Genomic DNA, 12778 nt, shown 5'->3' on the forward strand with positions numbered 1-12778 from the left:
AGGAGAGAATTATGAGTGAAGTACACATTCATCCAGTCAAAGACAATATCCTAAAGACCACTCACGCGAGCAACGATACATACCTTTCCATGTACCAAGAATCAGTCACTGACCCAACCAGTTTTTGGGGTAAACATGGCAAAATCCTCGATTGGATTAAACCGTTCACCCAAGTAAAAAACACTTCATTCGATCCTGGCCATGTTGGTATTAAATGGTTTGAAGATGGCAAATTAAACGTTTCGGCCAACTGCATTGATCGTCATTTAGCCGAACGCGGCGATGACATTGCCATTATTTGGGAAGGCGATGATCCCAACGATGATGCACAAATCACATTCAAGCAGTTACATGAAAAAGTATGCCGCTTTTCTAACGTATTAAAACAACAAGGTGTCAAAAAAGGCGACGTGGTTTGCCTTTACATGCCAATGGTGCCGGAAGCTGCAGTCGCAATGCTCGCTTGTACCCGCATTGGCGCAGTGCATACTGTGGTATTTGGTGGGTTCTCTCCTGAAGCACTTTCTGGTCGTATTATCGATTCAAATTCTCACGTTGTGATCACCGCCGATGAAGGCGTGCGTGGCGGACGTGCAGTGCCTCTCAAGGCCAATGTTGATCAAGCCTTAAAAAATCCAGATACCAATGTGCGTAGCGTGATTGTTTTTCAACGCACAGGCGGAGACGTCGAATGGAATCGTGAACGTGATATTTGGTGGCATGAAGCAACCGAAAAAGCCTCTCCAGTGTGCGAACCAGAAGCCATGGATGCTGAAGACCCGCTTTTCATTCTCTACACTTCTGGATCAACAGGTAAACCTAAAGGCGTACTTCATACTACCGGTGGTTATTTAGTGTATGCCGCCATGACGTTTAAATATGTGTTCGATTATCAAGAAGGTGAAGTGTTCTGGTGTACCGCCGATGTAGGTTGGATCACAGGACACACTTACCTTGTTTACGGACCGCTTGCCAATGGCGCGAAAACAATTTTATTTGAAGGCGTACCAAATTACCCTAATACCAGTCGCATGAGTGAAGTGGTCGATAAACATCAAGTCAATATTCTTTACACCGCTCCGACCGCCATTCGCGCCTTGATGGCCAAAGGCGATGAAGCCATTAAAGGCACGTCGAGAAAAAGCTTACGCATCATGGGATCGGTCGGTGAACCGATTAATCCCGAAGCATGGGAATGGTACTACAAAACTATTGGTGATGAACGTTGCCCGATTGTAGATACTTGGTGGCAAACCGAAACGGGTGGAATTTTGATTTCCCCTCTTCCGGGTGCAACCGATCTTAAACCAGGCTCAGCTACTCGCCCATTCTTTGGCGTTCAACCAGCATTGGTCGATAACGAAGGTAACGTGGTCGAAGGCGCAGCAGAAGGCAACTTGGTGATCACTGATTCATGGCCAGGACAAATGCGAACTATTTATGGCGATCACGAGCGTTTCGAGCAAACGTACTTCTCAACCTTTAAAGGTGTTTACACCACAGGTGATGGCGCTCGTCGTGATGAAGATGGTTATTATTGGATAACCGGTCGTGTCGATGATGTACTTAACGTATCCGGTCACCGCATGGGAACCGCTGAAATTGAATCAGCCTTAGTGGCATTTGATAAAATTGCAGAGGCGGCAATTGTTGGCGTTCCACACGATATTAAAGGTCAAGCGATTTACGCTTATATCACCTTAAATGATGGCGAATTCCCATCAGCGGAATTACATAAAGAGGTCAAAGATTGGGTTCGCAAAGAAATCGGCCCAATTGCCACACCAGATGTTTTACATTGGACAGATTCTCTGCCAAAAACCCGTTCAGGTAAAATCATGCGTCGTATTTTGCGTAAAATTGCCACTGGTGATACGAGTAACTTAGGCGATACTTCCACTCTTGCCGATCCAAGCGTAGTGGATAAATTAATCGAAGAGAAATCAAGATTGGTTTAATGCTTCACTGAATATAATATTCACCTCACTCAATCAGGTCATCCTAGGATGTCCTGATTTTTTTCATTTTATCTCTAACGTAATTATCGTAACCGACAACAATCGAACACGAATTAATTACACTTCTATTATTCCTGCAAATTATGAATAAAATAGAAAACCCCATCAGTGAAAACCAGTTCACAATCGCTCTAAAAACGAACAAAACAAGTCATTAGACCAGTAAATTGCTGCGATTTGCTGTGATTTCGCTATAATCAGGCAAATTAATTGGTGCAGTCACGATTTTTTTTGCTATCTTAGTTAGCAATGTATCAAATCTATGACATGATGCATTTTACATTCACTTTGATGGATATTAGCTTCATGATGACAGCAAACTTACAAGTTCTGGTCTTAAATGGCCCAAATTTAAACTTGCTAGGCTTACGTGAACCAGATCATTACGGCTCACACACTTTGTCCGATATCGTGTCAGACTTAGAGGTACAAGCCAAAGAACTGGGAATCGAACTGTCTCACTTACAATCGAATCGTGAATACGAATTAATTGAAGCGATCCATGCCTCGCATGACACGATTGATTTCATCATCATCAACCCAGCCGCGTTTACGCATACTAGCGTAGCATTACGTGATGCTTTACTGGGCGTTAATATCCCTTTTATCGAAGTGCATTTATCTAATGTTCATGCTCGTGAACCTTTCCGCCATCATTCTTACCTATCCGATAAAGCTGTCGGGGTAATTTGTGGTTTAGGGGCTCAGGGCTACCAATTTGCATTATCGGCTGCTTATCAAGCACTCACAGCAAAATGAGTGATGACAAAAGTGGTCTATAACCATTCTATGTCCAACTGTTGATGGGCAATATAATATCGGCTGACAATCTTGCCAGCTATACACTGAATAATTAAACACATAGAGAATTTATTATGGATATCCGCAAAATCAAGAAGCTAATCGAGCTAGTAGAAGAATCTGGCATCGCTGAACTTGAAATTTCTGAAGGTGAAGAATCGGTACGAATCAACCGTTATAGCGCTCAAGTAGCACCTTCGGCTCCAATGCAATATGCACCACAAGCTGCTGCACCAATAGCGGCTCCTGCTGCACCCGTTGCGGCAGTAACTGAAGCGCCTGTGGCTCCAGTTGAAACAGGTCATAAAGTACTTTCTCCAATGGTTGGTACCTTCTACCGTTCTCCAAGCCCTGAAGCAAAATCATTCATCGAAGTAGGCCAAACGGTACAAGAAGGTCAAACTATCTGCATCGTTGAAGCGATGAAAATGATGAACCAAATTGAAGCTGACAAATCAGGCGTGATCAAAGCGATCCTTGCAGAAGATGGACAAGCGATTGAATTTGATCAACCTCTTGTAATTATTGAATAATCATCTCGATTAAGAGGCTAGATAAAAATGCTAGATAAATTAGTCATCGCGAACCGAGGTGAAATAGCCCTCCGTATTCTTCGCGCATGTAAAGAGTTAGGCATCAAAACTGTTGCTATTCACTCAACTGCTGACCGTGATTTAAAACACGTTCTATTGGCAGATGAAACCATTTGTATTGGTCCTGCTCGCAGTACTGACAGCTACTTAAATGTTCCTCGTATCATTGCAGCAGCAGAAGTCACAGGCGCAGTAGCGATTCACCCAGGTTACGGTTTTCTTTCTGAAAATGCTGATTTTGCTGAACAAGTTGAGAAATCAGGCTTTATTTTTGTTGGACCAAAAGCTGAAACCATTCGTTTGATGGGTGATAAAGTTTCCGCAATTAGTGCAATGAAAAAAGCTGGCGTACCTTGTGTACCGGGTTCTGATGGTCCATTAGATGATGATGATGCCAAAAACCGTGCTTTTGCAAAACGTATTGGCTACCCAGTCATTATCAAAGCTTCTGGCGGCGGCGGCGGTCGTGGTATGCGCGTTGTGAAGAAAGACGCCGATCTCGTTGAAGCGATTGCAATGACACGTTCTGAAGCAAAATCGTTCTTCAATAATGACATGGTTTACATGGAGAAATACCTTGAAAACCCACGCCACATTGAAGTTCAAGTGTTAGCCGATGGACAAGGTGGCGCAATCCACTTAGGTGAACGCGATTGTTCTATGCAACGTCGTCACCAAAAAGTAGTGGAAGAAGCTCCAGCACCGGGCATTACAGAAGAAATGCGTAAATACATTGGTGAACGTTGTACTCGTGCTTGTATCGAGATCAACTACCGTGGCGCAGGTACTTTTGAGTTCTTATATGAAAACGGTGAGTTCTACTTCATTGAAATGAACACTCGTATTCAGGTTGAGCACCCAGTAACTGAAATGGTTACCGGTATCGACCTTATCAAAGAGCAATTACGTATTGCTGCTGGCCAACCATTATCGTTTACTCAAGATGATATTAAGATCCGCGGCCATGCGGTTGAATGTCGTATCAATGCTGAAGATCCAGAGCGTTTCCTACCTTGCCCAGGTAAGATTGAACATTTCCACCCACCAGGTGGTATGGGCGTTCGTTGGGAATCTCATGTGTACGCTGGTTATACTGTGCCACCACACTACGATTCAATGATTGGTAAATTAATCACATTCGGCGAAAACCGTGATGTGGCCATTTCCCGTATGAAGAATGCTTTGAGCGAAACCATCATCGATGGCATCAAAACTAACATTCCTCTACAACTTACCATCATGAACGATGAAAACTTCCAACACGGTGGTGCAAACATTCACTACCTTGAGAAGAAACTAGGATTACAATAATCCCATCGTTGAATAGCTAAATCAGAAGGTCGCATTATGCGGCCTTTTTATTATTTATAGATTGTCATTTGTATCCATATCAAACTTTTGCCAAAATACCGCCTTTCTCAATCTCTATTAATTTCAACCCAAGGCTCTCCAACCATGAAGACACTCACGTCTCGCTACCAACAAGCTCATAAAGAAGCTAAATGGGCGATTGGCCTCGCACTGGCTTATTTTGTGTGGTGGTATTCTTCTGCTTACGGTTTAGCGCCAGCGCCCGACAATATTCAAGCCATGCCGACACTCTACTTTGGTTTTCCTTTATGGTTTTTAATGGCGTGTGTTATCGGGCCAATTGTGTTTACTTTATTATGCGCTGCTATGGTGAAATGGGTTTATCAAGACATGTCATTAGAAATAGAACCTGAACAGTTAGCAACAGAGCCTCAACCACAACAAAAATCACCACACGCCTCCCGCCAACAAGAAGACCAACATGAATATTGAGATCCTTATCCCATTAGTGATTTACCTTATTGCCGTCTTTGGTTTAGCTTATTGGAGCAGTCGACATGACAACAAAGCCGGTTTTCTAAACGAATACTTAGTGGGTGGACGTAGCATGGGCGGCTTTGTGCTTGCCATGACGCTTGCCGCCACTTATGCCAGCGCCAGTTCGTTTATTGGCGGACCGGGAGCCGCTTACCAAATGGGTTTAGGTTGGGTTTTACTTGCCATGATCCAATTGCCTGCAACTTGGCTCACTCTCGGGGTTTTAGGTAAGAAATTTGCTATTGAAGCTCGCCGCTATAACGCCCTCACCCTCAACGATATTTTGTATGCGCGTTATCAGCATCGAGGCGTAGTGATATTTGCTTCACTCTCATTATTACTGGCTTTCTTTGGTACCATGGTTGTTCAGTTCGTTGGCGGAGCACGCTTGCTGCAAACCGTGACTGGATTATCCTACACTCATGGCTTGATGATTTTTGCCATCACAGTGGGTTTATATACCACCATTGGCGGCTTTCGCGCTGTGGTGATGACAGATACCCTTCAAGGCGTGATGATGATCATCGGCACCATCTCCTTATTAATTGGGATTATTCATGCAGGCGGCAGCATCGGCGAAATCGTTACAGATTTACACCATATCGATCCCACTCTCGTCACTCCTTACGGCCCCAATCACTTTTTAAGCCAGCCATTTATGCTCAGCTTTTGGATATTAGTGTGCTTTGGTGTGATTGGCCTACCGCATGCCGCCGTTCGTTGTATGTCTTATAAGGATAGTGCCTCGCTACATAAAGGCATGGTGATCAGCACCATCATGGTGGCATTACTGATGTTTGGTATGCATCTGGCTGGCGCATTCGGGCGCGCTATCGTGCCCGACATTGCCAGCCCAGATCAAATCATGCCAACCTTGATGATCACTGTATTGCCCCCTGTTGTGGCTGGAATATTCTTAGCCGGTCCAATGGCCGCCATCATGTCCACTATTGACTCACAACTGATCCAAGCCTCAGCGACGTTACTCAAAGATTTATACATCAACTACATCAACCCATCGATAGCAGAAGGCGAAGCGGCAGAAAAAACACTGCCAAAACTGTCCTTATGGGTTACGGGCATTTTTGCGGCGTTGGTATTTGTGGCAGCCTTGAATCCACCCGATATGATTATCTGGCTCAACTTACTCGCGTTTGGGGGCATGCAAGCAGTCTTCTTATGGCCGCTCGTTTTAGGCTTATATTGGAAAGATGCCTCTGCAACCGGTGCTTTTGCTTCCATGGTCGCGGGGTTAATCAGCTACATTGCAATCAGTACCTTCAAACCTAACTTAGCAGGTGTTCACGCTATCGTACCGAGCCTCATCATCGGTTTAATCGCCTTTATTATTGGTAGCAAGCTAAAACCTACACCACACGAATCCGCAGAAACCGCTTAGCGATAAGATAGCCATGCTCAAGTGATCAAGTGATCAAGTGATCAAGTTTGAGCATGACTTACCCACAATACTCGCCTCATTTGCTTATTTTCTGCTAAACTTCGCCACAATTTATTGTTTAACCAATTTCTATACCCAAAGTAATTGAAGTTGCAGTAAGGCGACAAGTAAACGAAGCCCCATGAGTTTTCTTTTATAAACAGAAAGCTAGTCTAAGTGATTGGGGTGAGTGAACGTAGCCAACGATTGTTTGTAAAGAACAAAACTACAGCTTCAAGTAAGACGGGTATATTATCCAGCGAGAGATCAATCCTATGCCTTGGATCCAAATAAAACTGAATGCAACTAAAGCCAACGCAGAAGCGATTGGAGATATGCTAATGGACGACACTGGCGCGCTGTCGGTGACTTTTCTTGATGCGAAAGACACTCCCATCTTTGAACCTCTACCGGGTGAGACTCGCCTTTGGGGTGAAACCGATATTCTGGCACTGTACGATGCCGAAGCCGATACGCAGCTAGTACTTAAGCAAATTAAAGATAGCAACATGTTGAGCGATGATTTTGCTCACAAAGTCGAACAGCTTGAAGATAAAGACTGGGAACGCGAATGGATGGATAACTTCCACCCAATGAAATTTGGCGAGCGTCTGTGGATTTGCCCAAGCTGGCGCGATGTGCCTGATCCAAGCGCGATTAACGTCATGCTCGATCCCGGCCTTGCGTTTGGTACCGGAACTCACTCCACCACCGCGTTGTGCTTAGAGTGGTTAGAAAGCATCAATTTGGAAGGCAAAACCGTCATCGATTTCGGTTGTGGCTCAGGCATTCTTGCTATTGCTGCCATTAAACTCGGCGCGGCCAAAGTGATTGGTATCGATATCGATCCGCAAGCGATTGTTGCTTCGATTGAAAATGCGAAACGCAATGACGTCGCAGACCAACTAGAGCTATTTCTACCACAAGATCAACCAGACGGATTAATTGCCGATGTCGTGGTCGCCAATATCTTAGCCGCGCCATTACGCGAGCTTTCAAGTGTCATTTCAAGCTTAGTCAAACCACAAGGTCTATTAGCCATGTCGGGCGTTTTAGATACCCAAGCGGACAATGTTGCCACCTATTATGATCCACTATTTAATCTCGACCCAATTTCATCGCAACAAGAGTGGTGTCGCATTTCTGGTCAAAAAAAGCCTGATTAATTACGCCCACCAAAATAATAACCGTAGACTTCGAGGCTAATTGACTGAAAAACAGGCTATTTATGAAACTAATTGTAAAATGCTCAAATATTAGTCTTTTCACGCCTCGAAAAAATGCGTAAAATGCGCGCCCTTGCTATTAGAACTATATCCGCGTTATTGATGCATCGTATAAGTAATAAACGATAGTAAAAGAACAAAGGATTAGGTGAGTGTTTTGAAGATCGGAAACTACACATTACCGAACAACTTAATCGTGGCCCCAATGGCGGGCGTGACGGATAGACCGTTTCGTGAATTATGTCTTCGATATGGGGCAGGCATGGCCGTCAGCGAAATGATGTCCTCTAACCCAAAAGTTTGGAACACATCCAAGTCACTCCAACGCATGGTGCATGAAGGCGAATCGGGCATTCGCAGTGTACAAATTGCAGGAGCCGACCCACAACTAATGGCGCAAGCGGCTCAAGTCAGTGTTGAAAACGGTGCGCAAATCATCGATATCAACATGGGTTGTCCGGCTAAGAAAGTAAATAAAAGACTCGCAGGCTCCGCGTTACTGCAATACCCAGAGATTATCAAACAGATACTCACTGCGGTTGTCAAAGCAGTCGATGTCCCAGTGACTCTTAAAACGCGCACAGGATGGGACACAGATAATAAAAACTGTGTTGAAGTCGCGAAAATGGCTGAACAATGTGGCATACAAGCCTTGGCGCTCCACGGGAGAACCAAAGCCTGCATGTATAACGGTGACGCAGAATACGACAGCATTAGAGCGGTCAAAAACGCTATCTCGATTCCTGTTATTGCTAACGGTGATATTGATAGCCCAGAAAAAGCAAAATATGTGCTGGAGTACACTGGCGCAGACGCTCTAATGATAGGCAGACCTGCCCAAGGAAAGCCGTGGATTTTTAATCAAATCCAACATTTTTTAAACACGGGAGAACACTTGCCACCCCTTCCAACAGAAGAAGTGCAAGCGATTCTCATTGGCCATGTTCAAGCTTTACATGAGTTTTATGGCGAGTTTTTAGGCCCTCGCATTGCCCGAAAGCATGTGGGTTGGTACCTAAAAGAACACGACCAAGCGGGTGAATTCCGCCGTATTTTCAACGCCATCGAAGATGCCAATCAGCAGCTTGATGTGCTTAAAGGTTATGTTGTCTATCCCAACTAATTTAGAGTGATCCTTTAAATAGTCGATAGAAATAACGTTGCATTATAATATTACCAAAAAGAGCTTAGACTAATTATGTTCGAACAAAATCTGACTGTAGAACCACTAACAGTAACGACAGTGACATCACAAGATCAAATCACGCAAAAACCACTACGTGACTCTGTAAAAGCATCTTTAAAGAACTATCTTGCACAATTAAATGGTCAAGACGTTACTGAATTATACGAATTAGTACTAGCAGAAGTTGAGCAACCAATGCTTGATATGGTTATGCAATACACTCGCGGCAACCAAACTCGCGCAGCGAACATGATGGGTATCAACCGTGGTACGCTTCGCAAGAAATTGAAAAAATACGGCATGAACTAATAACACCGTAATAAGCTATTGTTTTAAAAAGGCTTACCATTCATTTGGTAAGCCTTTTTTCATTATAGACCCACACTTAAACCCACAATAAACAATGCTCATATCTTCAACTATTTGATAGACTGGACAACTTAATTTAGTCTCATCAATTTCGGTAATCCTTCATGGTCGAGCAACATCAACAACAACTCAAAAAGCAGCTTTGGAACATCGCCAACACCTTACGTGGCAACATGTCTGCCGACGATTTTCGTGATTACATTCTAGGGCTTATCTTCTACAAGTACTTATCCGACAAACTGCATACTTACGCCAATGAATTGCTGGCCGAAGATGGCATAGCCTTCACCGACATTGATGTCACCAGCGAAGACGGCAAAGAGATATTAGAAGCAGTACAAGAAGAAGCCATCGACAAACTAGGTTACTTCTTCAAGCCTTCCTCCCTATTCCATGTACTAGCGCAAGATGCCGAAAACGGTGAGTTTATCTTGGATGATGTGCGTGATGTACTCAATGACATCGAACAAAGCACCATGAACGCCGACAGCGCCGATGACTTTAACGGCCTATTTGATGAACTCGACCTCACTTCCAACAAACTCGGCAAAACCCCTGATGCGCGTAACAAACTGGTGGGGCAAATTCTTGGTCACTTAAACAATATTGATTTCCACCTAGAAAGCACTGAAATCGACATTCTGGGCGATGCTTACGAATACTTGATTGGCATGTTCGCCAGTGGCGCAGGTAAAAAAGCGGGCGAGTTCTACACTCCGCAAATGGTATCCAAGTTACTGGCTAAGCTGGTGACCATAGATAACCCTGTGAAATCGGTGTATGACCCGACTTGTGGTTCTGGCTCGTTATTGCTGCGAGTGGCGAAAGAATCCAACAATCAAGACATCAAATACTACGGCCAAGAGCGTAACCCAAGCACTTACAACCTTGCGCGTATGAACATGATCATGCACGGCGTTCATTACAAGCGTTTTGATATTGAAAACGACGACACCCTAGAAACGCCGATGCACATCGATGATCGCTTTGATGCTGTAGTCGCCAACCCGCCGTTTTCTGCTCAATGGTCGGCTAGCCCACTGCATTTAAACAACGACCGCTTTGCAGACTACGGCAAGCTTGCGCCGAAATCGAAAGCTGACTTTGCCTTTGTGCAACACATGATCCACCAGCTTAATGACAGCGGACGCATGGCGGTAGTCTTGCCACACGGCGTATTGTTCCGTGGCGCGGCAGAAGGTCATATTCGCCAACACTTGATTAAGCAAAAGAGCTACTTGGATATGGTGATCGGCCTTCCGGCGAACATCTTCTTTGGCACTTCGATTCCAACCTGTGTGATGGTGTTTAAGAAAGACCGCCAGCCAGATGACAACGTGCTGTTTATTGATGCCAGCAATCACTTTGAAAAAGGCACTAATACCAACGTAATGCGTGAAGAAGATTTACAGCGCATTTTAGATGCGGTCGCTAAGCGTGAGAATATCGACAAATATGCTTATGTTGCCTCACCAAGCGATCTGCAAGAGAACGATTACAACTTAAACATTCCACGTTATGTCGATACTTTTGAAGAAGAAGCGCTGGTGGATTTATCGCAAGTCGCCCAGCTGTTGAAAGCTAATGATATCGCCATGATGGAAACCGACCGCACTATTGCCGATTTCTGTGCTGAGCTAGGTATTGAAGCGCCGTTTGAGGTGGTGAAATGAGTGAGTTAGTGCCGAAGTTGAGGTTTGAGCATTTCTCATCGAAATGGAAAAAAGAAGTCTATGGCAATATATATAGCTTTAACTCTACAAACTCTCTTTCCCGAGAAAATTTAAACTATGTATCGGGTTCCGTAATGAATATTCATTACGGAGATATTCATACGAAATTTTCTACCATCTTTAATTTAAACAGAGAAGTTGTACCATTTATTAATGAAGATATTGATTTATCGAAAATAAAATCCGAAAGCTACTGTCAAGAAGGCGACTTAGTCATTGCAGATGCGTCGGAAAATTACAATGATATTGGTAAAACCATTGAAATAACATGCTTACATGGAAAACCAACTATTGCAGGACTACATACCTTTTTAGCTCGTCCTGCTCCTAACACAATGGCAATTGGCTTTGCTGGCTATTTAATGCAGTCATGGTCCGTTAGAAAGCAAGTTATGATTATTGCTCAAGGAACAAAAGTACTAGGTATCTCAACTAACCGATTAAAGAATATAACCCTAACTATCCCGCACTATAAAGAACAACAAAAAATAGCTGACTTCCTCACCTCAGTAGACACCAAAATCAGCCAGCTGACGGAAAAACACCGCCTACTGCAAGACTATAAAAAAGGCGTAATGCAGCAGATCTTCAGCCAGAAGATTCGCTTTAAAGATGAAAATGGTGAAGCGTTTCCGGAGTGGGAGGTTTATTCATTATTGGATATTTCTGAAGGTGGACTTTCTAATGGTGTATTTAACGACCCTAAAATGTCAGGTAGTGGGTATAAATTAATAAATGTTAAAGACATGTATGTGGGTAATAGCATTGATTACTCAAAGTTAACTTTACTTTCTCTAGATGAAAAAACATTCAAAAAAAATCAAGTAAAGTATGGTGATATTTTTTTCACTCGTTCATCTCTTGTTCCGAGCGGTATAGCATTTAGCAATGTGAATTTATCAAATTCAGATGATATTACATATGATGGGCATCTAATTAAATTAAGCCCCAAACTAGATATCATCGTGCCAATTTTTTTAGCTTACTTATTAAGAAGTCATATTATGCGCAAAGCTCTCGTGTCGAGAGGAAAGCAAAGCACAATGACTACAATAGGCCAAGAAGATATAAAAAACATTCCATCTTATATACCTTGCCTTGCCGAACAACAAAAAATCGCTCAATACCTGCAAGCTATCGACCAGAAAATTGCAGCCGTCGCTGAGCAAATAGAACAAAGCAAACAGTTTAAAAAAGGCTTATTGCAACAGATGTTTGTGTAGAAAGGTTGCGAGGTGCTAGTCCCTAGTTTCTAGGAAAAGCGAAGCGCGGTACTCGGGCGCTGCGCTTCTCATGGCTAGAGAAAAGATAAAAGCAAATACAGCAGAAGCAAATGCGGACTTAATAAAGCCCGTCATCCCGAGGAGCCTAGGCGACATCAGGGATCTCCCACAACACGTTGAGACTCAAATCGTGGTTGGAGATCCTGAACTGCGCTCCTTCGTCGCTTTTCAGGATGACGGTTAAACATCGTCATTCCGTACAAGGAGCAAAGCGACTGGGGATACGGAATCTCCCACAGCCTGTTGAGTGCCAATTATAATGAGTAACATGCGGTAGGAGATC

General features: G+C 43.7%; 10 protein-coding genes and 1 pseudogene. All 11 read left to right on the forward strand.

Going from position 1 to position 12778, the window contains the following annotated elements; genetic code table 11:
- Window positions 1-11 precede the first annotated feature (11 nt).
- The 11 genes and pseudogenes from acs (at window position 12) to HC725_RS14960 (ending at window position 12435) form a co-directional block, all read left to right on the forward strand.
- The gene (gene acs, locus HC725_RS14910) at window positions 12-1958 is read left to right on the forward strand and encodes an acetate--CoA ligase (protein WP_190332665.1); all 1947 of its coding nucleotides are present in this window, start codon (window positions 12-14) and stop codon (window positions 1956-1958) included.
- 369 nt (window positions 1959-2327) lie between these two features.
- Complete coding sequence (aroQ, locus tag HC725_RS14915; protein ID WP_190332677.1) at window positions 2328-2777, forward strand: type II 3-dehydroquinate dehydratase; 450 nt, start codon at window positions 2328-2330, stop codon at window positions 2775-2777.
- Window positions 2778-2893: 116 nt separating this feature from the next.
- Window positions 2894-3352, forward strand: a complete 459-nt coding sequence (gene accB / locus HC725_RS14920; protein WP_190332666.1) for an acetyl-CoA carboxylase biotin carboxyl carrier protein — start codon at window positions 2894-2896, stop codon at window positions 3350-3352.
- 27 nt (window positions 3353-3379) lie between these two features.
- The gene (accC, locus tag HC725_RS14925; RefSeq protein WP_190332667.1) at window positions 3380-4723 is read left to right on the forward strand and encodes an acetyl-CoA carboxylase biotin carboxylase subunit; all 1344 of its coding nucleotides are present in this window, start codon (window positions 3380-3382) and stop codon (window positions 4721-4723) included.
- Between the two features lie 144 nt (window positions 4724-4867).
- Window positions 4868-5137, forward strand: a pseudogene (locus HC725_RS14930) (YhdT family protein); the annotation flags it as partial.
- A 67-nt stretch (window positions 5138-5204) separates the two neighbouring features.
- Window positions 5205-6659 carry a sodium/pantothenate symporter gene (gene panF, locus HC725_RS14935; protein WP_190332669.1) on the forward strand — a complete coding sequence of 485 codons (1455 nt, stop codon included), beginning with the start codon at window positions 5205-5207 and terminating at the stop codon, window positions 6657-6659.
- 314 nt (window positions 6660-6973) lie between these two features.
- A complete protein-coding gene (prmA, locus tag HC725_RS14940; protein ID WP_190332670.1) occupies window positions 6974-7864 on the forward strand; it encodes a 50S ribosomal protein L11 methyltransferase in 891 nt (296 codons plus the stop codon).
- 217 nt (window positions 7865-8081) lie between these two features.
- Window positions 8082-9047 (forward strand): tRNA dihydrouridine synthase DusB, encoded by a 966-nt coding sequence (dusB, locus tag HC725_RS14945; RefSeq protein ID WP_190332671.1) that lies wholly within the window; start codon window positions 8082-8084, stop codon window positions 9045-9047.
- Between the two features lie 75 nt (window positions 9048-9122).
- Entirely contained in the window at window positions 9123-9419 is a 297-nt protein-coding gene (gene fis, locus HC725_RS14950; protein WP_190332672.1) for a DNA-binding transcriptional regulator Fis, read from the forward strand.
- Window positions 9420-9583: 164 nt separating this feature from the next.
- Window positions 9584-11152, forward strand: a complete 1569-nt coding sequence (locus HC725_RS14955) for a type I restriction-modification system subunit M (RefSeq protein ID WP_190332673.1) — start codon at window positions 9584-9586, stop codon at window positions 11150-11152.
- The gene (locus HC725_RS14960) at window positions 11149-12435 is read left to right on the forward strand and encodes a restriction endonuclease subunit S (protein WP_190332674.1); all 1287 of its coding nucleotides are present in this window, start codon (window positions 11149-11151) and stop codon (window positions 12433-12435) included. The genes HC725_RS14955 and HC725_RS14960 overlap by 4 nt, the downstream gene beginning before the upstream one ends.
- The last annotated feature ends 343 nt before the right edge of the window (window positions 12436-12778 follow it).

The organism is Vibrio sp. S17_S38 (assembly GCF_014694375.1).
Lineage (GTDB): Bacteria > Pseudomonadota > Gammaproteobacteria > Enterobacterales > Vibrionaceae > Vibrio.

Excerpts from the sequence above, each read along its gene's own strand:
- acs (WP_190332665.1), top strand. The coding sequence starts at position 12 with ATGAGTGAAGTACACATTCATCCAGTCAAAGACAATATCCTAAAGACC.
- aroQ (WP_190332677.1), top strand. The coding sequence starts at position 2,328 with ATGACAGCAAACTTACAAGTTCTGGTCTTAAATGGCCCAAATTTAAAC.
- accB (WP_190332666.1), top strand. The coding sequence starts at position 2,894 with ATGGATATCCGCAAAATCAAGAAGCTAATCGAGCTAGTAGAAGAATCT.
- accC (WP_190332667.1), top strand. The coding sequence starts at position 3,380 with ATGCTAGATAAATTAGTCATCGCGAACCGAGGTGAAATAGCCCTCCGT.
- panF (WP_190332669.1), top strand. The coding sequence starts at position 5,205 with ATGAATATTGAGATCCTTATCCCATTAGTGATTTACCTTATTGCCGTC.
- prmA (WP_190332670.1), top strand. The coding sequence starts at position 6,974 with ATGCCTTGGATCCAAATAAAACTGAATGCAACTAAAGCCAACGCAGAA.
- fis (WP_190332672.1), top strand. The coding sequence starts at position 9,123 with ATGTTCGAACAAAATCTGACTGTAGAACCACTAACAGTAACGACAGTG.
- HC725_RS14955 (WP_190332673.1), top strand. The coding sequence starts at position 9,584 with ATGGTCGAGCAACATCAACAACAACTCAAAAAGCAGCTTTGGAACATC.
- HC725_RS14960 (WP_190332674.1), top strand. The coding sequence starts at position 11,149 with ATGAGTGAGTTAGTGCCGAAGTTGAGGTTTGAGCATTTCTCATCGAAA.